This is a genomic window from Azospirillum palustre (assembly GCF_002573965.1).
Taxonomy (GTDB): Bacteria; Pseudomonadota; Alphaproteobacteria; order Azospirillales; family Azospirillaceae; genus Azospirillum; species Azospirillum palustre.
On the sequence record NZ_PDKW01000037.1, the window covers coordinates 165751 to 190519 of the forward strand.

22 protein-coding genes are annotated in these 24769 nt (G+C 67.2%); 9 read left to right on the forward strand and 13 right to left on the reverse strand.

Features of this window, described 5'->3' with window-relative positions; translation table 11 throughout:
• Positions 1-518 precede the first annotated feature (518 nt).
• The gene (locus tag CRT60_RS02670; RefSeq protein ID WP_244592227.1) at positions 519-1019 is read right to left on the reverse strand and encodes an Lrp/AsnC family transcriptional regulator; all 501 of its coding nucleotides are present in this window, start codon (positions 1017-1019) and stop codon (positions 519-521) included.
• Positions 1020-1150: 131 nt separating this feature from the next.
• Between CRT60_RS02670 and CRT60_RS02675 the strand changes: the two genes are divergently transcribed.
• Positions 1151-2137: a helix-turn-helix domain-containing protein gene (locus CRT60_RS02675; RefSeq protein ID WP_244592228.1), complete on the forward strand. Its 987-nt coding sequence runs from the start codon at positions 1151-1153 to the stop codon at positions 2135-2137.
• A 121-nt stretch (positions 2138-2258) separates the two neighbouring features.
• Here the strand turns inward: CRT60_RS02675 and CRT60_RS02680 are convergent, their stop codons facing one another.
• The 12 genes from CRT60_RS02680 to CRT60_RS02735 all read right to left on the reverse strand — a co-directional run bounded on the left by CRT60_RS02680 (position 2259) and on the right by CRT60_RS02735 (position 16691).
• Positions 2259-3623 carry a spinster family MFS transporter gene (locus CRT60_RS02680; RefSeq protein ID WP_098734914.1) on the reverse strand — a complete coding sequence of 455 codons (1365 nt, stop codon included), beginning with the start codon at positions 3621-3623 and terminating at the stop codon, positions 2259-2261.
• 111 nt (positions 3624-3734) lie between these two features.
• Positions 3735-5552, reverse strand: coding sequence for a DUF1302 domain-containing protein (locus CRT60_RS02685; RefSeq protein WP_098734915.1), 1818 nt, complete (start codon positions 5550-5552; stop codon positions 3735-3737).
• A gap of 247 nt (positions 5553-5799) precedes the next feature.
• A complete protein-coding gene (locus CRT60_RS02690; RefSeq protein ID WP_098734916.1) occupies positions 5800-6330 on the reverse strand; it encodes a flavin reductase family protein in 531 nt (176 codons plus the stop codon).
• Between the two features lie 85 nt (positions 6331-6415).
• Entirely contained in the window at positions 6416-7543 is a 1128-nt protein-coding gene (ribB, locus tag CRT60_RS02695; RefSeq protein ID WP_098734917.1) for a 3,4-dihydroxy-2-butanone-4-phosphate synthase, read from the reverse strand.
• A 21-nt stretch (positions 7544-7564) separates the two neighbouring features.
• Positions 7565-9475 (reverse strand): AMP-dependent synthetase/ligase, encoded by a 1911-nt coding sequence (locus tag CRT60_RS02700; RefSeq protein WP_098734918.1) that lies wholly within the window; start codon positions 9473-9475, stop codon positions 7565-7567.
• Between the two features lies 1 nt (position 9476).
• On the reverse strand, positions 9477-10265 hold the full coding sequence (locus CRT60_RS02705) for an enoyl-CoA hydratase/isomerase family protein (RefSeq protein WP_098734919.1): 789 nt from the start codon (positions 10263-10265) through the stop codon (positions 9477-9479).
• 32 nt (positions 10266-10297) lie between these two features.
• Positions 10298-11437: an LLM class flavin-dependent oxidoreductase gene (locus CRT60_RS02710; protein WP_098734920.1), complete on the reverse strand. Its 1140-nt coding sequence runs from the start codon at positions 11435-11437 to the stop codon at positions 10298-10300.
• A gap of 154 nt (positions 11438-11591) precedes the next feature.
• Positions 11592-12362, reverse strand: coding sequence for a creatininase family protein (locus CRT60_RS02715; protein ID WP_098734921.1), 771 nt, complete (start codon positions 12360-12362; stop codon positions 11592-11594).
• Complete coding sequence (locus CRT60_RS02720) at positions 12355-13119, reverse strand: enoyl-CoA hydratase/isomerase family protein (protein ID WP_098734922.1); 765 nt, start codon at positions 13117-13119, stop codon at positions 12355-12357. The genes CRT60_RS02715 and CRT60_RS02720 overlap by 8 nt, the downstream gene beginning before the upstream one ends.
• A 235-nt stretch (positions 13120-13354) precedes the next feature.
• Entirely contained in the window at positions 13355-14431 is a 1077-nt protein-coding gene (locus tag CRT60_RS02725) for an amino acid ABC transporter permease (RefSeq protein ID WP_098734923.1), read from the reverse strand.
• Positions 14428-15612: an amino acid ABC transporter permease gene (locus CRT60_RS02730; RefSeq protein ID WP_244592229.1), complete on the reverse strand. Its 1185-nt coding sequence runs from the start codon at positions 15610-15612 to the stop codon at positions 14428-14430. Before CRT60_RS02730 ends, CRT60_RS02725 begins: the two co-directional genes overlap by 4 nt.
• 8 nt (positions 15613-15620) lie before the next feature.
• A complete protein-coding gene (locus tag CRT60_RS02735; RefSeq protein ID WP_098734925.1) occupies positions 15621-16691 on the reverse strand; it encodes an amino acid ABC transporter substrate-binding protein in 1071 nt (356 codons plus the stop codon).
• Positions 16692-17062: 371 nt separating this feature from the next.
• Here CRT60_RS02735 and CRT60_RS02740 point away from each other — a divergent pair, with 371 nt between their 5' ends.
• The 8 genes from CRT60_RS02740 (at position 17063) to CRT60_RS02775 (ending at position 24761) form a co-directional block, all read left to right on the forward strand.
• Positions 17063-17254: a hypothetical protein gene (locus CRT60_RS02740; protein WP_098734926.1), complete on the forward strand. Its 192-nt coding sequence runs from the start codon at positions 17063-17065 to the stop codon at positions 17252-17254.
• A gap of 90 nt (positions 17255-17344) precedes the next feature.
• Positions 17345-18391 (forward strand): isopenicillin N synthase family dioxygenase, encoded by a 1047-nt coding sequence (locus CRT60_RS02745; RefSeq protein WP_342210662.1) that lies wholly within the window; start codon positions 17345-17347, stop codon positions 18389-18391.
• 40 nt (positions 18392-18431) lie between these two features.
• Positions 18432-19727: an O-acetylhomoserine aminocarboxypropyltransferase/cysteine synthase family protein gene (locus tag CRT60_RS02750; protein ID WP_098734928.1), complete on the forward strand. Its 1296-nt coding sequence runs from the start codon at positions 18432-18434 to the stop codon at positions 19725-19727.
• Positions 19728-19987: 260 nt separating this feature from the next.
• Positions 19988-21658: an FAD-binding protein gene (locus CRT60_RS02755; protein WP_098734929.1), complete on the forward strand. Its 1671-nt coding sequence runs from the start codon at positions 19988-19990 to the stop codon at positions 21656-21658.
• Positions 21655-21996 carry a 4Fe-4S dicluster domain-containing protein gene (locus CRT60_RS02760; protein ID WP_098734930.1) on the forward strand — a complete coding sequence of 114 codons (342 nt, stop codon included), beginning with the start codon at positions 21655-21657 and terminating at the stop codon, positions 21994-21996. Before CRT60_RS02755 ends, CRT60_RS02760 begins: the two co-directional genes overlap by 4 nt.
• Before the next feature lie 34 nt (positions 21997-22030).
• The gene (locus CRT60_RS02765; RefSeq protein WP_098734931.1) at positions 22031-23077 is read left to right on the forward strand and encodes an ABC transporter substrate-binding protein; all 1047 of its coding nucleotides are present in this window, start codon (positions 22031-22033) and stop codon (positions 23075-23077) included.
• Entirely contained in the window at positions 23074-23871 is a 798-nt protein-coding gene (locus tag CRT60_RS02770) for an ABC transporter ATP-binding protein (RefSeq protein WP_098734932.1), read from the forward strand. Before CRT60_RS02765 ends, CRT60_RS02770 begins: the two co-directional genes overlap by 4 nt.
• Positions 23868-24761, forward strand: a complete 894-nt coding sequence (locus tag CRT60_RS02775; RefSeq protein WP_098734933.1) for an ABC transporter permease — start codon at positions 23868-23870, stop codon at positions 24759-24761. Before CRT60_RS02770 ends, CRT60_RS02775 begins: the two co-directional genes overlap by 4 nt.
• Positions 24762-24769: the final 8 nt, after the last annotated feature.

Below are 24769 nucleotides of genomic sequence, written 5' to 3' on the forward strand. Positions count from 1 at the left end.
TCCTTACCTAGCGGTCAGAGACGATCGATAACCACAATCACCACCAGCTTCCTTCTGAAAATTTTTTTGATAAAGGTCATATTGAACATCGCGGCCTCCTAGCAACGGTTGAGTGATCGCGATGATACCGGCTTCTCGGTTTGCATGAAAACTTAAATTGGTTTAGTATAGTATAGGTTATAGAGGCGAAATGACGATTTTTTCCTTCAAACCCAAATCAAAGTAACTTGGATCGCATGATCCGCATTCAGTGCCTTGCTGGGGTAAACCCCAGCAAGGCGAGGCGATGAGACACTTTTCGCGCCTCGACAGGGTATCATTCGGCTTTCCGAGACGCCCTATAGGGTCGCTGTAGACCCTACCGAGACAGTCATGGGGGCTTACCTAGGTTTCCCGTACCGTTGCTACTCGACCCCCGGGTTCAATGCCACCCAGTCGACGGCATGCGCACGAAGCCGGACGCTGTCGCCGCCGACCCCGGCCACCGCCTCGCCGCAACACTTTCGAGGCGACCTGTGTCAGAAGCGAATGACTATGGCATGCGATGTGCTGATCGGCAGTTCGGTCTTATAGGTGATCTGCTTCAGCACCAGATTGGACCTGATGGTGGAGACGAACTCTATCTTCGACAGTTTGCTGGCGATCAGGTGTTCCAGCTCCTCGACATCCCGGACGATCACGCGCAGAAGGAAATCGCAGTCGCCCGTCATCCAGTTGCATTCCATCACCTCCGGAATCCGCTCGACGGCATCGCGGAAATTCTCCAGGGCCGATTGCGGCTGCTTGTCGAGCTTGACCTGGATATAGGCATTGATTTCCAGCCCCATCACCTTGGGATTCAGAAGGGTGACCCGCCGGTCGATGATGCCGGTCTGCTCCAGCTTCTTCACCCGTGTGAGGCAGGGCGAGGGAGAGAGATTGATCCTGCCGGCAAGCTCGACGTTCGTCAGGTTTGCGTCCTTTTGCAGCTCGTTGAGGATCTTGATGTCCGTTCGGTCGAGCGTCAACGTGTTCATCATGATGACTCCCTGTTGTAGTCTTGACGTCCTGTCCTGGAACCGAAGCGAAGAACGGCAGGAAATTCCGCGGAACAAACCTATTTGAGTGCAGCGCGCATTCCCTTCCGCCATTCGACTGTGCATACGGCAGAGTGTATCCGAGCCCAACCAATGGCAGAATCTACAGGATTGCCATTTTATGTCGCGAAACTGTCAAACTCGGACCGAGGTCCGCTTCGAACAGCACGGAGGCCGCAACATTGCCGAAGAGTGCGCGGATTGGTGCGAAGTGGCCGGAAGCCCCGGTGGCCGGCGATGCTCTTCCGATGGCGTGGGATCCGACCGGCCTGCGCATCAGCTTCACCCCTGAGGATCCCGACGAGTTTGCCCGGCCGCTGGTCTCCTTCCTTGTCCGGCGCAATGTGGATGACGACGAGCTGCCGATCCACCGGCACCGGAAAGGCCAGCTGGTGGTGGCGGCGGAAGGCTCGGTCATGTGCCGGACGCTCGACGGGCTGCGGATCGTCCCATCCAATGGAGCGGTGTGGATTCCGGGAGAGATTCCCCACAGCATTTCCATGTCGGACAAGGGCCGGTCATACTGCGTCTTCATCAAACCGGGGATTTCACCCCTGCCGGAGTCCTGCGCGACATTTTCGATCAGCCCGATGCTGCGCGAGATGATCTTTCACCTGGCCAACCTGCCGCCGCTCTATCCCCTGGAGGGTCCGACGAGCCGCCTGGTCCAGGTCATCCTGGACGAGCTTGCACAGATGAAGGCGGAGCCGCTCCACTTCCCGGTTTCCAACCATCCCAGGATCCAGCGCATCGCCGCCCAGTTGCTGGAGGCGCCGGACGACCGCAGGACCATCCGGGACTGGGCGGCGACGGTCGCCATGAGCGAGCGCACGCTGGCCCGGCTGATCCAGAAACAGACGGGAATGTCGTTCGGCCGGTGGCGCCAGCAGCTCCACATCGTGATCGCCGTTCAACGGATGTCGATGGGCGCCACCGTGCAGGCGATCTCCCAGGAACTGGGGTACGATTCTCCAAGCGCCTTCACCGCCATGTTCAGGAAACACATGGGGCAGCCTCCGCGCCGGTATTTGCAGGACCGGGCCGAAGGCACGACGAACTGACGATGCATCCCCTTGCTCATGCCGGCGGCCCTCGATCCGACTGTCGGAATCGAGGGCCGTCGGTGCGGTCGGGGACCGGGATTGCGGTCCCCCGTGCGGATGGCTGCCGCGGTTTACCCTGTCAGCTCACGATGTCCCGCCTGATGGTCTTTCGCGCCGCCATGAAGGCCATCGCCGCCAGGACATAGACGAGCGACGTGCTGATCAGCGCCCAGCGGATGCCGTCGCCGGACCCCATCGACCGCGCGAGAACATCGCTGATCAGGCCGACCGACAGCGGTCCAAGGCCAAGCCCGATCAGATTGGCGAAGAACAGGAAGATGGCGGTGGCCGTCGCCCGGGTGCGCGGACGCACCAGGCTTTGGACCGCCGCGAAGATGGGGCCGTAATAAATGGACTGCAGCAGCATCGGCAAACCCATCAGGCAAAGCGCCGCCACGGTGTTCGAGGTGAGATACGTCGCGAAAAGCGCAAAGGGCAGGCACAGGGCCGCCGCCGCCGGAATGGTCGCGTAGGCGTTCAGGCTGCCGCGCGCCACAGCGCGATCCGTCGCCCGGCCGCCCAGCCAGGTGCCTGCCGCGCCACAGATGCCGACGATCAGGCCCAGCACCGTACCGAGGAACCCGGTTGGGCCCAACTGGATCCCGGTGAGATCGTGCAGTCTGGCCGCCAGGACGCCCAACCCTTCGGCGTGATTGCGCAGGAAGTGGGAGCTTTGAAAGGCAAGATTGCTGTAAATCCCGAAGCTCATGGCCACCATCGCGACCGTAAGCCAGATGTAGGTCCGCTTCCCGCCGAGTTCGGACAGCGCCTCCCTCAGGCTGGGCGTGCTTTGCGCCCCGCTGGCCGCAACGGAGGATGTCCGCGGCTCGGGCAGCGTGAAATAGGCCAGCAGCCCGAGGGCGATGCCGGGCACCCCGACCAGCGCGAAGGAGGCGCGCCAGCCGAGGCTGTCCGCGATCAGGCCGCCGACCACCATCCCGACCAGCGACCCGGCCGGAATGCCCATGGAAAAGAAGGCCAGCGCCGAGGCCCGCTTCTCCCTGGTCGTGTAATCGCTGATCAGCGACTGGGATGCCGGCGTGCAGCCCGCCTCGCCGACACCGACGCCGACCCTGGCGAGGAACAGCTGGGTGAAGTTCTGGGCCACGCCGCAGACCGCCGTGAACAGGCTCCAGGTGATCGCCGACAGCGCGACGATCCTGACCCGGTTCGCACGCTCCGCCCACCGCGCGATGGGAAGCGCCAGCGTCGCGTAGAAGATGGCGAAGGACAGTCCGGTCAAGGACCCGAGCTGCCAGTCCATGAGACCGAGTTCGCGCTTGATCGGTTCCGCCAGGATGTTGACGATCTGACGGTCGACGAAGTTCAGCATGTAGATGAGGAACAGCATGGTCAGGGCATAGCGCCGATGGTGGATCGTCATGCCCTTCGGCTGCGGCTTCGGCTGCGGCACCGACACCGTGGTCGTTGCGTCGTCGGTCATACGGCAGTCTCCAAAAAGACCGGGCACAGGGGGGCCGGGTCGGTTTCGGTCGGAACGCGGTGTCGGGAGGTGGGGGGACTGGATGCGGCCGGCATACGGCTCGGCATGCGATCAGAGTTTGACGCCCGTGCTGATGAGAAACACGTCACGGTCGGCGCGCGGGTCGTAGGGACCGGCCAAGGTCGTCTGGTAGGTCAGGTTGAAGAGATAGCTGTCCTTGACCGTGCCATCGAGGGCGAGGCGGAGGATCTGGCGCCCCTGGTTGAACGCGCCGTCATAGGATGTCCCGTTGACATCGTGGGCGAAGGCGACGGACGGCTTGAGGGTCACCTCCGGCAGAATGTCCCGATAGCTCAGGCTCGCCTGAAGGCGATAGCCCCACGAGAACGGCGTCACGAAGCCTTTGGTGGTGCAGGCCTTGGGATCGGCGCCGGCCGCGCAGACGCCGTTGTTGGGGCCGGTTCCGAAGATGTCGGAGCGGCCATAGCGGCGGAAATTGGGGTCCGGCAGGTCGTGGACATATTTGGCGCCGACCTCGCCGCCGAGGGTCAGGGTGCCGCCGATCACGCTGCCGATGTCGCCCGATGCGGCGAACTGCCCCTGGGTGACGTGAAAGCGCTCGTAACCGGCGAACGGCCCGCCCAGGGGTACCAGGGCGAAATCCCGCGCCAGCACACCGGTTCCGCTCACGGCCGCCTGCAACAGATCGGGTGCGTTGAAGGCGAGCGGCTGGTTGAATTTATGGTCGAGTTCGCCCGCGATCCGCAGTTTCATCGAGGGAACGCTGGTGGCGAAGCTGCCGGACAGCATTCTGATGTTCTTGGGGTACTGGAACCGATAGGCCGGATTCAAACCGTCCGGATCTCCCGGCAGGAAGATGGCGCCGCTCCGGCCGGTCCGGTCGGCCTCGACATAGCCGGTCCGCGCGTGGACGTTGGTGAAGTGGAGCGAAAATCTGGTGCCGATGTCCGGCACCAGATAGGAGCCGCCGATACCGAACTGGCCGGCATCGCCCGCCGTCCCGTCGCTGCCGCGTTTCAGGAAGCGGCCGGTCGCCAGCCCGTCGGCGGAGGACAAGGCATTGGACACCATGACCCTGTCGCAACCCGGCGAAGCGTAATCGGCGGTGGCGGCGAATGTTCCGCAACCGGGCTGTGTCGATGTCGCCGACAGCAGCTGATAGAAGATTTCGAGGCTTGCGGCCGACGAGAGGTCGATTTTGCCCGACAGCGCCAGGAACGGCTTCGCTCCCTCCTGCGGCTGCAAGCCCGGCCGGGACAAGGCCGCGAAGTCGCGCGGGTTGATGTCGCGGAGGCCGCCGGGAATGGTGAAGGCCGGTCCCCAGTCGACGGTCTGCTGGCCCGCCTTGACGGAGACCGGGAGCCCGCCGGCGGAGAACTGCCCCTTGACGTAGGCATCGGCAAGGGAGATGCCGCGGAATTTGGCGCCCTGCGAAAAGCCGCGGTCGGACAAGGGACCGCCGGCATAATCGTTCGGCAGGTTGCCCAGCGCGACATGTCCCTCGGCAAGCGTGTGATCGTACCAGCCCTTCACGCGGGTGAAGACGCCCCAGCCGTCGGCGTTGTTGGCCTCGAACTCGACCAGCCCCTTGGCGACGCTGGAAACCGGGTCTCCCCTGCGATAGTTCAGGTTCCCGTCGTCGGAATTGACGCCGCCCGGCGCCGCATGGTCAAGCCGGAGCCCTGCGCCGTCACCGGCTGGAACCAGCGACGGGTCGATGGGGCTGGCGCGGATGGCCGTTCCGACGGTGACCACGGCCCGGATGCCCCCCGACCAGTCTCCTTCCTTGAATTCCCAGGCATGGGCCGGCCAGGAGATCGACAAGGCGGCAAGGAGCGCCGCTTTCCGGCGGATGCCAAGGCCTGTCCACCACGCGGCACGGGGTGCCGGCAGAATTATGTCCCCCATCTTTGCTCCCTGCGAAAATTTATTGGAGTTGAGACAAGGAAGTCCGTCCCCGATCTTTCCGGACGGGCCAGGGTTCGGACTTCCATTTTTCCTTGAGAGACCTCGGTGTAGCCCCTGATGCAGGGCAGTCGCATCCGAGGGTGGAACGGCAAGGCTCGACGTCGAATGACCCTCTCCCCTTGCGGAAGACAGGCTTCGGCACCGGATAAAATAAAAGATGCGGTGATCGGAACGCGCAGAATCCGTCCTATTTGGCGGATTCAAAATGTTCGATTCGGCCGAACCTGCCCAACGAGTAGATCAGCGGAACCTTGTCCTGATCGTGACTCTGGGCGACGACGGCACCGATCATGATCGTATGGGTGGCGACTTCCGCGCTGTCCTGTAGTCTGCAATCGAAGCTGCAAACGGATTGGCGAAGAACCGGAACCCCGGTAACCCCCTCGCCCCAGTCGGCGGGGGAGAAGCGGGACGCGCCCTTGCTGCCGTCCAGCGCCGCGAAGCGTTCCGCCAACTGGACCTGATCGGCGGACAGGACGTTCCAGGAAAAGGCGCCGGTCCGGAGAATGACGTCGTGCGCCTCGGCACTGCGGTTGATGCAGGCCAGAACCATCGGCGGATCGACGCACAGGGACACCGCGGCGGTGACGGTCAGGCCACGCCTGTCGTCACCCTGGCCCGACGCCACGATCGACACCGACCCCACCACGGCCCGCAATGCACTTTTGAAGGCTGCCGTCTCCACATGGTCCGCAACGGAAAAATCTTGTCCTGACATGGTGAACCTCACGCAAGGCGGTGGAAGGGCATGCCGCCGGCACGGGCGGGATCGGCCGTCCGGCATCCGTGTGGGAGACGCTGCGCTACGGGGCGGAGGCCACCGGCAGCATCCGGTGTTCCACGATGTTCAGCCCATAGCCCCGCAGTGCCACCGGGACATGCTGCGAGTTGGACAGCAGGATCATGTCGTGAATGCCGAGATCCGCGAGGACCTGGGCGCCGACGCCATAGTTGCGCAGTTCCGCCTTGTCGACGAACGGCTCCCCCGCCTTCACCCGGAGAAGCTGCGACAGCGGCACATCGCGGTTGAACAGCACGATCACGCCCCTCCCTTCGGCGGCGATTTCCTGCATGGAGCGGGCGACGATGTCGCTACGGTCGCCGGTCTGGCCGAGCACGTCCGACAGGATGTCCAGCGCGTGCATGCGCACCAGGGTCGGCCTCTCGTCGATCACGCCCTTCACCAGCGCAATCGCTTCCGTCTCGATGGCCTTGATGCGGAAGGTGATGGCGCTCCACTCGCCGCCCCATCGGCTGTCGAATTTCGTGGTGACGACACGCTCGACCTCGTGATCGTGGCGGCGGCGGAAGGCGATCAGGTCGCGGATCGTGCCGATCTTGAGCCCGTGACGCCGGGCGAAGGCGACGAGATCGTCGAGGCGGGCCATCGTCCCGTCCTCCTTCATGATCTCGCAGATCACGCCCGACGGGTTGAGGCCGGCAAGGCGCGCGACATCCACCGCCGCCTCGGTATGTCCTGCCCGGACCAGCACGCCGCCGGGGCGGGAAACCAGGGGAAAGACATGCCCCGGCGAGACGATATGCTCCGGTCCCCTGGCCGCGTCGATTGCCACCGCCACCGTCCGCGCGCGGTCCGCCGCGGAGATGCCGGTGGACACCCCCTCGCGCGCCTCGATGGAAACGGTGAAGGCCGTCCGGTGGCGGGTGCCGTTCTCCGCGCTCATCAATCTGAGGCCGAGCTGGTCGATCCGCTCCTTGGCGAGCGCCAGACAGATCAGGCCCCGGCCATGCGACGCCATGAAGTTGATCGCCTCCGGCGTCGCCATCTGCGCCGGGATCACGAGATCGCCTTCGTTCTCCCGATCCTCGTCATCGACGAGGATGAACATTCGGCCGTTGCGGGCCTCTTCGATGATTTCCGCCGTCGAGGACAGGAATGGATGGCGTGGGGGGCAGGGCAGCATCGTCATGATCTTTCTCCGATCACCGCATCACAGGTTGGACAGCGCCTGACGGATCAGCGAATCCTCGGAGTCGTCGTAGAGCGAATCGATCAGCGCCGCGTAACGCTCGTTCAGCACCTTGCGCCGCTTTTTCCGGGTCGCCGTCATGACGCCGTTTTCCGCCGACAGCTCTTCGGGAAGGATCCGGAACGACTTTATCTGCTCGACGGGCGCCAGCCTCTGGTTCGCCTTGGCGACCTCCCCCTCGATCAGGTGGATGACCGCTTCCGACGAACAGAAATCCGCGTAGTCGGCTATCGTTTCGTTCCGCCCCTTCACCCAGTCGGTCATCGCGATGCGGTCGACCTCGATCAGCGCCACGAGGTATTTCCGCCCGTCGCCGCAGACCGCGGCTTCCGAGATGTAGGGACTTCGCCGCAGCTCGTTCTCGATCTGCGCCGGACTGATCGACTTGCCGCCGGAGGTGTTGATGATCTCCTTTTTCCGGTCGATGATCGCCAGCTGGCCATCGGGCCGGACCTCGACGATGTCGCCGGTGTGGAGCCATCCGTCGCGCAGAGCCTCCAGCGTGTCGTCGGGCTTGTTCAGATAGCCCGTGAACAGGCCGGGTCCCGTCACCAGCATTTCGCCGTCGCCGGCGATCCTCGTCTTCCAGCGCGGATCGGCAATCGGAACGCCGATGGTGCCGGGCTTCGACCAGTCCCGCATCTGCCCGGTGTTCGCACCGACCAGTTCGGTCTGCCCATAGACCTCCTTGAGGTTCACCCCCCAGGTCTGCCACAGCTTCACGACGTCCGGCGGCATCGGCGCGGAGGCGGTGTAGGGGTATCTCAGCTGATCGAGCCCGATCTCCGCCAGGAGCGGCAGGAAGACCCGGTCGCGGCAGGTCGCGAAAAGCGCTTGGAGAAAGGGATCGTCCGGTCCGTCCGCCTGCCGGTCCGCCAGCGCCTTCTGGGCGATGGACATCGCGAAGCGGTAGGATTTCCTGCCGACCGTGGCCGACGCATTGATCCTGCTGACCAGTTCGGCGGCGTAGCGCTGATAGAAGCGCGGCGGCGCCATCCAATAGGTCGGCCTCACGTCGCGGATCGTCGTCGCGAAGTCCGCCCCGGTCTCGCCGAAATAGGGCGTGACCTCGCTGATGAGGGGAAGAACGATGCCCTGCCCGAGCCCGACGACATGGGAGAGCGGGAGATGGACGACCACCCGCTGGGGTTCGCGGAAAAGCGCCGGGCAAAAGCCTCGGGTGGTCATCAGCCCCTCGATCAGCGACCGGTGGGTGAGGATCGCGCCCTTGGGATTGCCGGTCGTGCCGGAGGTGTAGACGATGCTGGCATTGTCTTGCGCCCGCGCCGTGCCGGCCTGCTCGTCGAGCAGCGATGAACAATCGGAGGACGACGAGGCGGAAAACCGCGGCAGCGAGACGATGGTCTTCGATGACGGAGCCGCCGGGTCGAAGACCACGATCTTCTTCAGGCTCTCCGCCTGCCGGCTGCGGAGAAGGACGGTGAGTTCCTTCTCTCCGGCGACGAAGGCGAATTTGCTTCCCGAGTCCTCCAGGAAATACTCCACCTCCTCGGTCGAAGAGGTGAAATAGATCCCGACCGCCACCCCGCCGGCACAGACCGTCGCCATGTAGGCGACCACCCAGTCCTGCGAGATGTCGCCCATGATGGCGACATGGTCCCCCCTTTCCAGACCATGATCGAGGAGGGCGCGCGAAAGCGCCGCGGCGTCCCTGGCGAATTCACTCCAGGTCGTGGCGTGCCATGTGCCGGCATGCTTCTGGAAGAACGCCACGGCCTCGCCCCTGCCGTCCCGGCGGTCGCGCAGCAGCGACGGCAGCGTCGCGTCCTCATGCGCGGCCGGTGGAGGGTCGATGGCGGATGCGGCGGTTGAGGGCAGGACGGGCGGGAACAAGGACTGCGGCCCGCCCATCTCAATTGCCGCCTTCTGCAAAGCGCTTGCGTTTCTCGCGGAAGGCGGCGACGGCCTCCTTGCGCTCCGGGCTGTGGAAGGTGAGCATCTCGAGCGCACCGGCGGCGTCGAGATTCAGGTGCACCTGTTCCTTGATCAGCTTGTTGACGGCGTATTTGGTCCAGGCGATGGCGTCGCGGGGGCCGGATGCCAGCATCTCGGCATAGCGGACCGCATGCTCGACGACTGTTCCTTCCGGCACGACCCTGTTGATCATGCCGGCCGCAGCCGCCTCCTCCGCCGAAATGAAGTCGCCGGTCATCAGATAATGCTTCGCCCGCACCGGCCCCAGAAGCAGCGGCCAGATCACAGCACCGCCGTCCCCGGCGACCACGCCGGCCGTCACATGGGTGTCGGCGAAGCGGGCAGCGGGCTCGGCGAAGACGACATCGCAGAACAGGGCGAGCGTGGCGCCCAGCCCGACGGCGACGCCGTTGACCGCGGCGATCAGCGGACATTCCAGTTCGAGCATGTTGCGGATGAGATGGCGCCCGGACCGGGTGGGCGAAATCGGCCCCAGATCGTCATCGAGCGCGTTCTGATCGCCGCCGGAGCAGAAACCGCGGCCGGCACCGGTCAGGACGACGGCCTTGACCGCCCGGTCGTTGTCGAGGTCCGCGAACAGCTCTTCCAGCGCGGCATGCATCGGCCAGTCGATGGCGTTGAGGATTTCCGGCCGGTTGAGGGTGACGATGGCCACGCCGCTCGCGCGCTTCTCGACGAGCAGGCCCCTGTAGGTCTTGTCGGTCATGGGAGACTCTCTTCAGATCGGTCGAGAGGGGATCAGGCCGAGGCGTTCACCGTCCGCATCCTGCGGATCCGGTCGAGGATCTCGTCGGTCGGACGGACCACATTGTTGCGGTCGTTGAAATGCGGGATGACGTAGCGTCCGACCAGCTCGATGGCCTTCATGATCTCGGCGTGCGAAACAGAGTCGATGTGGAACAGGATTTCTTCGGCGCCGGTTTCGATGAAGCGTTCCAGCTGGCGGATGACGGTATCCGGGCTGCCGCAAACCAGGCTGGCGGAGTCGTTCAGGAGATAATCCCAGTCGGTGGCCGCGCGCTGGAGCGCCTCCAGCCCTTCCCCCATGTAGGCGTAGTCGTCGGCGATCTTCGCCAGCCGCGGATAGGCATCGGTCGAGATGCGGGCGTACTGCATCAGCGGCTCGGCATAAAGGTCCTTCGCCGCCTGATCGGTTTCGGCGATCCCGAGAAACACCGGCATGCCGAGACGCGGGCGGTCGAGCGGGCCGTTCGGATCCCGCTGCCAGTTCGACCGGTAGGCTTCGACCATCTTCGCCTGGGCGTCCCAGCCCTGGTACAGCGTGTGGCTGAGGACGGCGAGCCCCTGGCGGGCCGCCCAGACATGGCTGCGCTCGCTGGTCGCCGCGATGCCCATCAGCGGATAGGGCTTCTGGACCGGCTTCGGCACCAGCATGCGCGGCGGAACCTGATAATGCTTGCCCTCGAAGGTGAAGATGTCCTTGCTGAAGGCTTCGCGGATCAGCGCGATCCCCTCCTCCATCTGCTCGAGCGTTTCCGCCGGCTCCACATTGAAGGCGCGCATGGCGATGGTGGTGTTGGCGCGGCCGCAATACAGCTCCATGCGGCCGTTGGACAGGATGTCGGTGACGGCGGCCCGTTCCGCCGTGCGCAGCGCGTGGTTGATCTTCTTGGGCATCAGCGAAACCGCCGGCCTCAGCCGGATGCGGGACGTCACCGCCGCGAGGTAGCCATACACGACTTCGGGGGCCGAGCTGGAGATCCCGCCCAAGGCGACATGCTGCTCTGACAGGCTGACGATGTCGAAACCCATCTTCTCGGCAAACACCGCCTCTTCGACAAGCTCATGAAGCCGGCGCGAATAGCTTTGTCCGACCAGGGTTTCCTGCTCGGACCAGAAGCCGAACTTGACTGCCATTTGGATGCCCTCTCGGGTTTGTTTGGGATGCCTCTTCGGTGATTGGAAGCTTGTCATGAAGCCGGCGGCAGAACCTGCCGAAGATCCGTTATACGGACTGCGTGCTCAGAACATTATTTTGTGTAGGAACGACCGGCCGGATGGCGTCGGGGCATCAAACCGGCTCGTCCTGGGAAAAACTCTCGACGAGAAGCGAGGCGATGCGCTCGATGCAGTGCCTGCCGATGGCCGCCGAGGAACCGGTGGGGTCGCCGAGAATGCCGTTGGCGCTGACGGCCGCGAGCCCGTCGCGCCACATTAGCTCCAGATCGCCTTGCGAAAGCAGCCCCAGTCTTCCGGCCTCGTAGCGCTCCGTGCGCACCCGCCCCGGGTGGATGTCGAGCATCAGCGAAGTTTCGGCGATATCGGCATGGCCGCCGACCCTGACCGGCTCGCCACCCGCCTCTTCCACCGCATCGCGCCAGCACTCCAGCCACGCCTTCGCGTCGGTGAAGGCAAAGACGCGGCAGGAGGCGGGCACGGCCGCCCGCAGTCGCGGCAGCATTTTTGCCAAGGGCGGAGAATTGCCGACATGGGCGGAGAAGATCAGAATGCGCTCGAAGCCATGTCTTGCCAGGCTGGTGCAGTAGTCCCGGCAGATCATTTCGAAGGTGCTGTCCTGCAACGAGATCGTGCCGGGAAATGCCAGATGGTGGGACGAACAGCCGACCCTGATGGTCGGCGCCACCAGCGCGCGTCCCACCCCCTTCGCCACCAGGATGCCGAGATGGTCCGCATGGTCGGCATCGACGCTGAGGGTCAGATGCGGTCCGTGCTGCTCCACCGCCCCGCAGGGGATGACGATGGTCCGGGTGCCGCCCGCAATGGCGAGAGCGACCTCGGGCGAGGTCATGAACTCAAGCCGGAGATGATCGCCGTCAGCCATGCTGTTTCCTCGTCTTGCGTTGGAGGAACCGGTCACGCGCCGCGGCCGTCTCGCCGCGGTTCAGGTAATCCTGCATGTCGTCGAGCGTGCGCGCTTCCAACTCCTCGTCGGTCATCCGCGGCGCATCGGCGAAGGTCCGTTTGATCGCCGAGAACAGATGCCTGTCCTTGCGGCGAAGCGTCTCGGCGGCGGCACGGGTCCGGTCCTGAAGCTCGCGGAAACCGACGACCTCATCGACGAGGCCCATCGCCTTCGCCTCCTGCGCCGAAACGAGATCCCCGGAATAGAGCAGGCGCTCGGCAGCCCGGCGCCCGAGGCGGTCCATCGCCTGCCGCATGCCCTTCGCGGCGGGAAGCAGCCCATGGTTGATTTCGGGAAAGCCGAACCTGGCCCCCTCGCTCGCCACGACATGGTCCGCGAACAGAACCAGCTCCAGCGCCCCGCCCACCGCATAGCCGTTGACGGCGCACAGCAGCGGACAGCGGTAGCCTTCGAGCGCGACGAGCAGCCGGTGGAAGGCGCGCATGCGCGGGACCGCGGCGTCCGCCCTGGCGGCGATTTCGCGAATGTCGCCGCCGGCACTGAAGAAGCGCTCGCCGGCGCCGGTCAGGATCACGGCCGGCGCGTCGGCCTCCGCCCCGAACCGGGCGAGATCGTCCGCCAGCGCCTGGATCAGGTCGAAGGAGAGCGCATTGGCGGGCGGCCTGTCCATGGTCAGCCGCACCAGCGTCGTGGATAAACGATCCATCCTCAGCATCTTGCATCCTTTCAGATCGTGCAGGAGTGCCGGCCGAGGTTAGCGCGTGCCCCTCGAGGGGTTCTTCCGAAGACTCCCCGCCGGCACGCCCGTGAAAGGATGTTCTGGTGTGACCTGAGTGTTTGACGGCCGAAGATGCCGCGCGCTCCCGCCGCCGGTTCGATGCAGGGTGGGACCCGGCCGATGGGAATGCGCGGGTCGAGCGGCTCCAATTGCGCCCGGAACCCTTCGCAGCTCAGCACCGCCGCAGCCGGCGCTCCAGCCACAGGCTGTAGCGCGACGCGATCACGCAGACCGTCAGGTAGATCAGCGCCGCGAAGCTGAACGCCTCGTCGTAGAAGCCCAGCCAGGCAGGGTCCTTGGCGGCGGTGCGCGCGGTGTTCAACAGGTCGAACAGGCCGATGACGATGATCAGCGTGGTGTCCTGGAACAGCCCGATCGCCAGGGTCACGATGGAGGGGATCACCGTCCTGAGCGCCTGCGGCAGGATCACCAGCCGCATCGATTGCCAATAGCCGAGCCCCAGCGCCTGGGCGGCTTCATACTGGCCCGCCGGGATGGACTGGAGCCCGGCGCGGAGGATCTCGGCCAGATAGGCGGAGACGAACAGGACGATTGCGATCTGCGCCCGCAGCAGCTTGTCGATGGCGGCGCCGGCCGGCAGCATCAGCGGCAGCAGCAGGGTCGCGACATAGAGCACCGCGATCAGCGGCACGCCGCGCGTCACCTCGATGAACAAAACGGCCAGCGTCCGCACCCCGCCCATGGAGCTGCGCCGGGCGAGCGCCAGCAGCACCGCCAGCGGGAAGGCGCCGACCAGCCCGACGACGGCGAGCAGCAGGCTGACCGGCAGGCCGCTCCAGCGCTCGGTCGGCACCGCCGGCCCGGCTGGACCGCCGGTCAGCAGCAGCAGCGCGGCGGCCAGCCCGAAAAGCCAGAGCCCAAGCGTCGCCCGCCGCCAGAACAGCGGCATGCCGCTGAGCCCGGCCAGCGCCAGCAGGATGGCGCCGGCCGCCGCCGGGCGCCATTGCCGGTCCTGGTCGTAGAAGCCGAACAGGATGTAGCGCAGCTTCTCGCCGATGAAGGCCCAGCAGGCGCCGGCCGCATCGGAGCAGCGGTCGGCGGGCCCCACCCACACGGCGTCCAGCAGGGTCCAGCGCAGCAGCGGCGGCACGACCCAGCCGAGAAGGGCGAGGCAGCAGAGCGTCACCGCGGCATTCAGCGGCGTGCCGAACAGGCCGGCCCACAGGCGCTGCCAGCGCGGCCGTGGCGAGGTGAGGGGCGGGGCGCTTTGCAGAACGCCGTCGGTCATCGCGCCCCCCGCGCCGCCAGCCGGCGGTTGTACAGGTTCATCGCCGCCGAGACCGCGAGATTCACCGTCAGATAGGCGCCCATCATGATCGCCATGGTTTCCAGCACCTGGCCAGTCTGGTTGGCGCTGGTGTTGATGACGCTGACCAGATCGGGGAAGCCGATCGCGACGGCGAGGCTCGAATTCTTGGTCAGGTTGAGATAGCTGGAGGTCAGCAGCGGCACGATCACCCGCATGGCCTGGGGCAGAACCACCAGCCGCATGATCCGGTGGCGCGGCAGGCCCAGCGCGCGGGCGGCCTCCCACTGTCCGGCCGGCACCGCCTGGATGCCGCTGCGCACGATCTCCGCGATCATCGCCGCGGCGTTGACGACCAGCCCGACCAGCAGGGCGGAGAATTCCGGCGACACCGTCGTTCCGCCGCTGAAGTTGAAGCCTGCCAGTTCCGGAACCTCGACCTGCAACGGCGCGCCCGACGCCAGCAGCAGCGCGGCGGGCAGGCCGCATGCCGCCGCCGCGACCGATAGTCCGGACAGCGCATCCCGCCGCCCGAGGCGCCGGCGCAGAACGGTCCCGGCAAGGGCGAGCGCCAGGGCCAGCGCGATGGCCGCGAGCAGCCATCCGCCCGCCCGCCCGTCGGCGAAGGCCGGCAGCTGGATGCCGCGGTTGCACAGGAAGACGCCCGGCAGCGGGTTCAGCGCCTGGCGCGGCGAGGGCAGCGCCTGGAAGGTGGCGCTCCAGAAGAAGAGCTGGAGCAGCAGCGGCGTGCTGCGGACCAGCTCGACATAGCCCTGCACCAGCCCCGACAGCAGCGCGTTGCCGGACAGCCGCGCCACCCCCAGCAGAACGCCGAGGACGGTGGCGATCAGGCAGCCGGCCAGCGCGACCTTGACGGTGTTCAGCAGCCCGACCAGCAGGGCCAGCGCGTAGCTGTCCTGCGGCCGGTAGTCGAGCAGCGCCTCGCCGATCTCGAAGCCCGCCGGGCGGCCGAGGAAGGCGAAGCCCGGCGTGATGCCGAAGCGCTCCATGTTCGCCAGCGTGTTGGAGCCGAGCAGGAAGCCGCCCAGCAGCACGAGCGCCAGGATCGCCGCCTGAAGGCCGCTGCGGCCACCCCACCAGAGGGTGACCGCAGCGACCGGGCCGGAGCGCAGGGCGCCGGGCGGCACGGCACTGGACGGCACGGGACTGCTCACCGGAAGGGCGGGGCGTAGAGCAGGCCGCCCTGGGTCCACAGCTTGTTGAAGCCGCGGTCCAGCCCGACCTTGGTCGCCGGCCCGACGTTGCGGTCGAAGATTTCGCCGTAATTGCCCACGGTTTTGACGATGGTGTAGGCGAATTTCGGGTCGAGCTTCGCCGCCTCGCCCAGGCTGGGATCGACGCCCAGGAACCGGCGGATCGTCGGATCGGCGCTGGTCAGGAAGCTGTCGATGTTGGCCTGGGTGATGCCCAGCTCCTCCGCCTGGATGGTGGCGTAGACCGCCCAGTTGACGATCTCCAGCCACTGGTCGTCGCCATAGCGGATGGCCGGGGCCAGCGGCTCCTTCGAGATGCGCTCGGGCAGCAGGACGTAGTCGTCGGGCTTGGGCAGCTGGGTGCGGGTGATCGCCAGATCGGAGGAATCCTGGGTCAGCACGTCGCAGCGGCCGCTGGCGAAGGCCTTCTGGTTCTCGGCGGTTTCCTCGATCACCACCGGCTTGAAGGTGATTTTGTTCTGCCGGAAGAAGTCGGTGATGTTCAGCTCGCCGGTGGTGCCGGTCTGGACGCAGACGGTGGCGCCGTTGAGATCCTTGCCCTTGGTCACCCCCAGCTTCTTCGGCACCAGCAGGCCCTGGCCGTCATAGAAGACCACCGGGCCGAAATGGAAGCCCAGCTTGGTGGCGCGGGTGAATGTCTGGGTCACGCCGGAGAGCAGGATGTCGAACTCGCCCGATTGCAGGGACGGCAGGCGCTGCTGCGGCGAGGAGGCGACGAACTGCACCTTGTCCGGGTTGTTGAACACGGCGATGGACAAAGCCCGTCCGAAATCGACGAAGAAGCCCTGCCAGCGGCCGTTGCTGTCGGGGGAGAAGAAGCCCGGCTGGGTGCCGACGCCGACCTTGATGCTGCCGCGCGCCTTGATCGCGTCCAGCGTCGGGCCGGCCTTGGCGGCGCCGGTCAGGGCGAGGCCGATGGCGAGGCTGAGGGCGCCGGCGATCAGGACGCGCGGCGACAGGCCGCTTCGGGAGGACGGACGCGACGGAGCCTGCGAAGGAGTGCGCATGGTGGTTTCCCGCAATGAGTTTGTTGTTTTGTGAAAGACGCGGAGCGCCGCGGTGAAAGGGCGCCCGGCCTGCCGGATCCGTTTGCGGACCGGCGGTCGGCAGGGCAGCCGCGAAGGGGCAGCGCTTATTCCCTAATTAGCAGATAGGGAAATTACTCTGTCAACGGTTTCGTGAAAATTTACAAATCAACCAATAGAAATTGCTGAATATGAATTTCTCGGCTCATTAATCCACAATTATGATAGACAATAAGAGTCTTCCGCGTAATGATCGGATGTGAAACCGCGATGCCGCCCGGAGTTCCGTCACCCCGGCGGCCGTGTCCAGCCTCAAGCCCTAACCTCCCAAGTCATTGTACTGGAACGCTATCATGGCCAATTCCCAGACGGCCCGCCGGGCCTCCGCCTCCGCAGCGTCCGACCGGACCATGGTCTGGATCCCGCTTCCGGAAGCCATGGGGATGTGTGCCGTGACTGATGGGCCGACGCCTGATGCGCCGGTCGGCCGGCTCTGGGCGCAGATGCGCGGCACCTGGCTGAAGGCGCGCAGCCGCACCGACTGAGCGGCCGCCTCCGCTTCCACAAAATCCGATTTCACATGTCGCCGCACGCAAGCGGGCGTTCCCGAACGCATGTCCGCAAAGGAGAGTCCTGTGACCGCGCTTCCCTCTTCGGCCGAGCGGCCGCCGCTGCCGTTTCTCGATCTCGCCCGCCTGGACGGCGCCGCGGCGGACCGCGCCCTGTTCCTGTCGGAGCTGCGGGCGGCGATCCGCCGCTTCGGCGCCTTCTATGTGACCGGGCACGGGGTCCATCCGGCCTTCATCGACTCCGTCTTCGACCTGTCGCGCGGCTTCTTCGCCCTGCCGGAGCAGGACAAGCTGTCCATCGAGATGGTCAACTCGCCCCATTTCCGCGGCTACACCCGCGCCGGCTGGGAACGCACGCGCGGTCTGGCCGACTGGCGCGAACAGCTTGATGTCGGCGCCGAGCGGACGGCCTTGCCCCAAGGCCCGGACCAGCCGCCCTGGGTCCGTCTGCAGGGCCCCAACCAGTGGCCGGAGACCCTGCCGGAGCTGCGTCCGGCGGTGCTGCGCCTGCAGGACCAGCTGACCGCGGTGTCGCGGCGCATCCTGTCGACGGTGGCCGTGGCCCTGCGCCTGCCGGAGGATTCCTTCGATCCGATCCTGACCGACCAGCCGACGCAGCTCGTCAAGCTGATCCGCTATCCGGGCCATGACGCGGTTCCTGCCGATACGGCCGAGGGGCAGGGCGTCGGGCCGCACAAGGACAGCGGGCTGCTGACGCTGGTTCTCCAGCACCGCCAGAGCGGCTTGCAGGTCGAAACCGACGGGGGCTGGGCCGACGTGCCGCCGGTCCCCGGCACCTTCGTCGTCAATGCCGGCGAATTGCTGGAGCTGGCGACCGACGGTTATTTCCGCGCCGCGGTACACCGGGTGGTGACGCCGCCGGCGGGGGTGGACCGGCTGTCGACCGCCTTCTTCCTGGGGGCCGGGCTGGATGTCCGGGTGCCGGTGCTGCCGCTGCCGGACGATCTCGCCGCCGAAGCGCGCGGTCCCGAGCGCGACCCGCTGAACCCGCTCTACAGCTCGGTCGGGGAGAACACGCTGAAGAGCCGCCTGCGCTCCCACCCCGATGTGGCAAGCCGCCATTACGCCGATCTGGTCGGCGCCTCCGCCTGACCGCCGCCGATATCGAGACCCCGGAAAGAGGAACCGCCCGATGACCGACCGCAAGCCGCACTTCGAAACCCTGGCCGTCCATGGCGGCGCCTTCCGCGCCGATCCCGTCACCGGCTCCGTCGCGGTGCCGATCCACCAGACGACCTCCTACCAGTTCCAGGACACCGCCCATGCTGAGCGCCTCTTCGCGCTTCAGGAGCTGGGCCACATCTACACCCGCGTTACCAACCCGACGGTCGAGGTGCTGGAACAGCGGCTTGCCGTGCTGGAAGGCGGTGCGGCGGCGGTGGCGGTGGCGTCCGGGCAGGCGGCGTCCTTCTATTCGGTGCTGAATCTGGCGCAGGTCGGCGACAACATCGTCACCTCCACCGACCTCTATGGCGGAACCTGGAACCTGTTCGCCAACACGCTGAAGCAGATCGGCATCGAGGCGCGCTTCGTCGATCCGGCAGATCCGGAGAATTTCCGCCGCGCCACCGACGAGCGTACCCGCGCCTATTATGCGGAGACGCTGCCGAACCCGAAGCTGAACGTGTTCCCGATCCGCGAGGTCGCCGATATCGGCCTGGAGCTGGGCGTGCCGCTGATCGTCGACAACACCGCCGCCCCGCTGACCGTCCGGCCCTTCGACCATGGCGCGGCGGTGACGATCTATTCGGCGACCAAATACATCGGCGGCCACGGCACCACCATCGGCGGCGTGCTGATCGACGGCGGCACCTTCCCGTGGGAGGCGCATGCCGCCCGCTTCCCGCTGCTGACCCAGCCCGACCCCAGCTATCACGGTGCGATCTGGACGGAGGCGGCCAAGCCGCTCGGCCCCATCGCCTATGCGCTGCGCGCCCGCGTCACCCTGCTGCGCGACATCGGCGCCGCGCTCAGCCCGCAATCGGCCTTCCAGCTGATCCAGGGGCTGGAGACGCTGCCGCTGCGCATCCGCCAGCACAACGCCAACGCCGGCATCGTCGCGAATTATCTGAAGACTCATGCGAAGGTGACATCGGTCATCTTCCCCGGCCTGCAGGAGGGCGAGGCGCGGCGGCGCGCCGACACCTACCTGAAGGGCGGCTATGGCGGGCTGGTCGGCTTCGAACTGGCCGGCGGGGCGGAGGCGGGGCGCCGCTTCATCGACGCGCTGAAGCTTTTCTACCATGTCGCCAACATCGGCGACGCCCGGTCGCTGGCGATCCACCCGGCCACCACCACCCATTCCCAGCTGTCGCCGGAAGACCAGCTCGCCACCGGCGTTACCCCCGGCTATGTCCGCCTGTCGGTCGGCATCGAGCATCCCGACGACATCGTCGCCGACCTGGAGCAGGCGCTGGCCGAGGCGTAACGCCCAGCGCCCATTGCCCAGCGTCCAGCTGTCCCGGTCTCTCTCGGCCCAGAGTCTCACTGCGCGGCCGGCACCATCCCCTCGGCGGGAGGTGCCGGCCGAATTTTTTCACAGATGTGCATATTTTGGTATGCGTCGTATCTCTACTGTGTAAGTATGATTTTAGGAAGAAAGAGCGATCCAAAGCAGTAATAGAAGGCTGCTCCAGACTCGCCGCTTCGCTCAATCCGCATGATCGACAGTCCCGGAGGGTTTTTCCGATGGCCAACGTGCCCGGCGCTCCTGTCAGTTCATCCGCCGCATCCCTCGACCTTGAGACCGACGTCCTGATACTGGGCGGCGGTCCCGCCGGCACCTGGGCGGCCATCGCCGCTGCAACCGGCGGTGCCCGCACCATTCTGGCCGACAAGGGATTCTGCGGCACGTCCGGCGCCACCGCGGCGTCCGGGACCACGCTGTGGTATGTCGATCCCGATCCGGCCAAGCGCGCGGCGGCCAAGGCATCGCGCGAGGGGCTGGGCGGCCATCTGGCCGACCATGGCTGGATGGACCGGGTGCTCGACCGCACCCATGCGGCGGTCGGCCAGCTCGCCGACTGGGGCTATCCCTTTCCACGCGACGCGGACGGGTGTGAGCGCCGCGTGTCGGTGCAGGGGCCGGAATATATGCGGCTGATGCGCCGCCGGGTGAAACAGGCAGGCGTGACGATCCTCGACCATTGCCCGGCGCTGGAACTGCTGGTCGACGATAGCGGTGCGGTGGCCGGTGCCGTCGGCGTGCAGCGGCAGAAGGGCGGGCGCTGGACCGTGCGGGCCAAGGCGGTGGTCATCGCCACCGGCGGCTGCGCCTTCCTCAGCAAGGCGCTGGGCTGCAACGTGCTGACCGGCGACGGCCTGTTGATGGCGGCGGAGGCCGGGGCCGATCTGTCGGGGATGGAGTTCTCCAACGCCTACGCCATCGCCCCGGCCTTCGGCTCGGTGACCAAGACGCTGCTCTACCAGTGGGCCAGCTTCACCCGTGCCGACGGCGAGCCCATTCCGGGGGCGGCCTCCAAGGGCGGCCGGTCGGTCATCGCGCGGGTGCTGACGACCGAACCGGTCCATGCCCGCCTCGACCGTGCCGAACCGGAACTGTGGGCGGCGATGCGTCAGGCCCAGCCGAACTTCTTCCTGCCCTTCGACCGCGCCGGCATCGACCCCTTCACCCAGCGCTTCCCGGTGACCCTGCGGCTGGAGGGCACGGTGCGCGGCACCGGCGGCCTGCGGCTGGTGGACGGCACCTGCGCCACCGCCGTCCCCGGACTGTTCGCCGCCGGCGACGCCGCGACGCGGGAGCCGATCTGCGGCGGCTTCACCGGCGGCGGCAGCCACAACGCCGCCTGGGCGATGTCGACCGGCCATTGGGCGGGTCTCGGGGCCGCCGATCATGCCCGTGCCTTGGGGGGCCGTGCCTTGGGCAACGGAACCCGCACCCTGCGCCGGGCGGGCGGCGCCGGATTGCAGGACAGGCCGCGGCGTGGCGCGGCAATCGATGCCGGCGGCCTGACCCGCGCCGTCCAGGCCGAGGTGTTCCCCTACGACATCAACTACTTCCGCACGGAGGAGGGGCTGACCGGCTCTCTCGCCCGGCTGGACCGGCTGTGGGCCGATGCCGCCGCGGCGATGCCGGCCTCCGCCGACACCGTCCTGCGCGTGCGGGAGGCGGCTGCGATGCTGGCGACCGCCCGCTGGATGTACCGTTCGGCGCTGGCCCGCACCGAATCGCGCGGCATGCACCGCCGCATCGACCATGCCGCCCTCGACCCGGCCCAGCGCCACCTGCTGACGGTCGGCGGCCTGGACGAGGTGCAGGTCTCGACCCGCCCGGCGCCGGTCCGCGCGGATCCGGTCCGCCTGGATCGGGCCGAGGCCGGCCGGGAGCTGGCGGCATGATCGAGCTGATCAGCCCGACCCGCTGCACCGGCTGCAACATCTGCGTCTCCGTCTGCCCGATGGACGTGTTCCAGCCGACCGGGGGCGGCCGGGCCGATGGGGCCGCCCCCGTCATCGCCCGGCAGACCGACTGCCAGACCTGCTTCCTGTGCGAAGCCCATTGTCCGGACGACGCCCTCTATGTCGCTCCCGATGCCGAAACGGTGACGGGGATCGCCGAGGACGCGGTCGCCGCCGCCGGCCTGTTCGGCAGCTACCGCCGCGCCATCGGCTGGACCGCCGCCCATCGCCAGAACCGTTCCGCCGACCAGACCTTCCGGCTGCTGGCGCCCCATTGAGCGCCCGGCCGCATCCGACAGGAGCCTTCCGATCATGACCGTGTCCGATCCCTCCGGCATTCGCCTGAACCGCCGCCGCCTGCTGACCGGCGCGGCTGTCACCGCCGGCATGCTGGCCGCCGGGCCGCTGTGGGCCGGCCGCGCGCAGGCCGCCGCGGCCAAGGCGACGCTGGCCTATGGCAGCACCGGTTACACCTGGGCGGTGCCCTTCGTCGCCGAGGCCGCCGGCACCTGGGCCGAGGCCGGCTTCGATCTGAGCACCATGGAGTTCGAGAGCGGGCGCGATTCGATGCAGGCGCTGCTCGCCGGCTCTGCCGACTTCTCCGCCTCGACCGACACGCCGGTGGTGTTCGCCGTGTTGCAGGGGCTGCGGCCGCTGATCCTGGTGAATTACAGCCGCTATTCGCGCGACATGAAGATCGTCGTCCGCAAGGACGGCGGCATCGACCCGGCGAAGCCGGCCAGCCTGAAGGGGCGCAGGATCGCCACCCGCGTCGGCACCTCCGGGCAATATATGCTGGCCAAATATCTGGAATTCGCCGGGCTGGCGCCGGGCGACGTCGAGGTGGTCGACCTCACCCCGAACAACATGACCTCCGCCCTGGTGCGCGGCGACATCGACGGCTTCGCCTGGAGCAGCCAGTCCGCCGTGGTGGCCGAGCGCCAGTCCGGCGGCAAGACCGCGGTGATGACCCAGGACGGGCTGGAGAAATTCTTCCAGAGCCACCAGCTGCTGCTGACCACCGAGAAGGTGGTGAAGGAGAAGCCGGAACTGGTGACCGGCGCCATCCGGGCCTTGCAGGGGGCGGAACGCCGCATCCTGGCCGACGGCGGCTGGGCCGACCTGATCTCGCGCCGCATCCACACGCCGCCGAAGGAGATTCTGGAGGCGACCTCCGAGTTCACCTTCAAGATCGCCTTCGACGACCGCTTCGTCGACGATCTGGTGGCGGAGGCGGAATGGGCCATCGCCGCCGGCCTCGCCAAGCGTCCGGCGTGGGACCTGCGGGCGCTGTTCCGCGGCCTGATCGTCGATAGCCCGCTGAAGGCGGTGGCGCCCGACCGGGTCACCCTGTCATGAGCGGGCCGCTGATCGATTTCGACCGGGTGTCGCAGATCTATGCGTCGCGCGACGGCTCGCCGGTCTGGGCGCTCAGCGACGTGTCGCTGCGGGTGGAGGCTGGCGAGTTCGTCTGCCTGATCGGCCCGTCCGGCTGCGGCAAGTCCACGCTGATCCATCTGCTGGCCGGTTTCCTCAAGCCGACCTCCGGCGCCGTGCGCTTCCGCGGCCGGCCGCTGGACGGGCCGGGGCCGGACCGCGGCGTGGTCTTTCAGGAATATGCGTTGTTCGCCTGGATGACCGCGCGCCAGAACGTCGAGTTCGGCCTGCGCATGCAGCGGGTCTCCGCCCCCGTGCGGCGCCGCCGGGCGCTGGAGGCGCTCGACCGGGTCGGGCTGCGCCATGCCGCCGACCGCTACCCGCACGAGCTGTCCGGCGGCATGCGCCAGCGTGTCGCCGTCGCCCGCGCCCTGGTGGTGGAGCCGGAGGTGGTGCTGATGGACGAGCCCTTCGCCGCCGTCGACGCCATGACCCGCACCAATTTGCAGGAGGACCTGCTGCGGCTGTGGCGGGAAACCGGGGTGTCGGTGCTGTTCGTCACCCACAACATCGACGAGGCGGTGTTCCTCGCCCAGCGCGTCGTGGTGATGGGGGCCGGGCCGGGGGTGATCCGCGAGGATCTGGCGGTCGATCTGCCCTATCCGCGCGACCGCGGTTCGGCGGAGTTCGGCCGGGAATATGCCCGCATCGCCGCGGCGCTGGCCCGCGGCAGCCGGGGTGCCGAGCAGAGCGACGGCGAACGGAGGGCGGCGTGACGGCGGCGACGGATGACGCGGCCGGCACCGGCCTCTCCACCCCCCGGCGCCCGGCGGCGGAGGCGCCGTCCGACCGGGACGCCTTCGCCGAAGAGTTCCGCCGCGCCCATCGCCGCGGCCTGCGGCGGGCGGCCTGGCTTCGCGCCCTGCTGAACGTGACCGGCATCCTGCTGTTCCTGGCGGTCTGGGAGGCGGTGCCGCGGCTGGGCACCTGGGTCAATCCGGTGCTGTTGCCGCCGCCGTCGGCGGTGTTCGACAGCTTCGTCCCGATGCTGCTGTCCGGCGAGATCGCGGCCAACATTCTGGCCAGCCTGCGCCGGGCGGCGCTGGGCTTTGCCATCGCGACGGCGACCGGCGTGACGGCCGGGCTGCTGACCGCGCGCATCGGCCTGCTGCACCATGTCAGCGAGCCGATCCTGCACGGCTTCCGCTCCGTCCCCTCCATCGCGCTGGTGCCGCTGTCGGTCCTGTGGTTCGGCATCGGCGAAGGGTCGAAGGTGGCGCTGGTCGCCTGGGGCAGCTTCTTCCCGATCTGGATCACCACCTTCATCGGCGTGCGCGACGTGCCGGCCGCCTATCTGCGCTCCGCCGCCTGCTTGGGCGCCGGGCGGCTGGCGACGCTGCTTCTGGTCGTGCTGCCGGCGGCCCTGCCGATGATCCTGGCGGGCTTGCGCCAGGGCATCGCCGTCTCGCTGATCCTGCTGGTCGCCGCCGAGCTGTCCGGCGCGCGGGAGGGGGTCGCCTACATGATGTCCACCGGCCACCAGATGTTCCGGGTCGACATCATGCTGATCGGGCTGGTGCTGCTCGGCACCTTCGGCTTCATCGCCGACCGCCTGTTCGTGGCGCTGATCCGCCGCCTGTTCCCCTGGTACACCACCGCCTCGTGAGGATCGCC

What these genes read in the sequence shown, in the direction of transcription:
- CRT60_RS02670 (WP_244592227.1), bottom strand. Translation starts at nt 1,019, where the DNA reads ATGATGAACACGTTGACGCTCGACCGAACGGACATCAAGATCCTCAAC.
- CRT60_RS02680 (WP_098734914.1), bottom strand. Translation starts at nt 3,623, where the DNA reads ATGACCGACGACGCAACGACCACGGTGTCGGTGCCGCAGCCGAAGCCG.
- CRT60_RS02685 (WP_098734915.1), bottom strand. Translation starts at nt 5,552, where the DNA reads ATGGGGGACATAATTCTGCCGGCACCCCGTGCCGCGTGGTGGACAGGC.
- CRT60_RS02690 (WP_098734916.1), bottom strand. Translation starts at nt 6,330, where the DNA reads ATGTCAGGACAAGATTTTTCCGTTGCGGACCATGTGGAGACGGCAGCC.
- ribB (WP_098734917.1), bottom strand. Translation starts at nt 7,543, where the DNA reads ATGACGATGCTGCCCTGCCCCCCACGCCATCCATTCCTGTCCTCGACG.
- CRT60_RS02700 (WP_098734918.1), bottom strand. Translation starts at nt 9,475, where the DNA reads ATGGGCGGGCCGCAGTCCTTGTTCCCGCCCGTCCTGCCCTCAACCGCC.
- CRT60_RS02705 (WP_098734919.1), bottom strand. Translation starts at nt 10,265, where the DNA reads ATGACCGACAAGACCTACAGGGGCCTGCTCGTCGAGAAGCGCGCGAGC.
- CRT60_RS02710 (WP_098734920.1), bottom strand. Translation starts at nt 11,437, where the DNA reads ATGGCAGTCAAGTTCGGCTTCTGGTCCGAGCAGGAAACCCTGGTCGGA.
- CRT60_RS02715 (WP_098734921.1), bottom strand. Translation starts at nt 12,362, where the DNA reads ATGGCTGACGGCGATCATCTCCGGCTTGAGTTCATGACCTCGCCCGAG.
- CRT60_RS02720 (WP_098734922.1), bottom strand. Translation starts at nt 13,119, where the DNA reads ATGCTGAGGATGGATCGTTTATCCACGACGCTGGTGCGGCTGACCATG.
- CRT60_RS02725 (WP_098734923.1), bottom strand. Translation starts at nt 14,431, where the DNA reads ATGACCGACGGCGTTCTGCAAAGCGCCCCGCCCCTCACCTCGCCACGG.
- CRT60_RS02735 (WP_098734925.1), bottom strand. Translation starts at nt 16,691, where the DNA reads ATGCGCACTCCTTCGCAGGCTCCGTCGCGTCCGTCCTCCCGAAGCGGC.
- CRT60_RS02740 (WP_098734926.1), top strand. Translation starts at nt 17,063, where the DNA reads ATGGCCAATTCCCAGACGGCCCGCCGGGCCTCCGCCTCCGCAGCGTCC.
- CRT60_RS02750 (WP_098734928.1), top strand. Translation starts at nt 18,432, where the DNA reads ATGACCGACCGCAAGCCGCACTTCGAAACCCTGGCCGTCCATGGCGGC.
- CRT60_RS02755 (WP_098734929.1), top strand. Translation starts at nt 19,988, where the DNA reads ATGGCCAACGTGCCCGGCGCTCCTGTCAGTTCATCCGCCGCATCCCTC.
- CRT60_RS02760 (WP_098734930.1), top strand. Translation starts at nt 21,655, where the DNA reads ATGATCGAGCTGATCAGCCCGACCCGCTGCACCGGCTGCAACATCTGC.
- CRT60_RS02765 (WP_098734931.1), top strand. Translation starts at nt 22,031, where the DNA reads ATGACCGTGTCCGATCCCTCCGGCATTCGCCTGAACCGCCGCCGCCTG.
- CRT60_RS02770 (WP_098734932.1), top strand. Translation starts at nt 23,074, where the DNA reads ATGAGCGGGCCGCTGATCGATTTCGACCGGGTGTCGCAGATCTATGCG.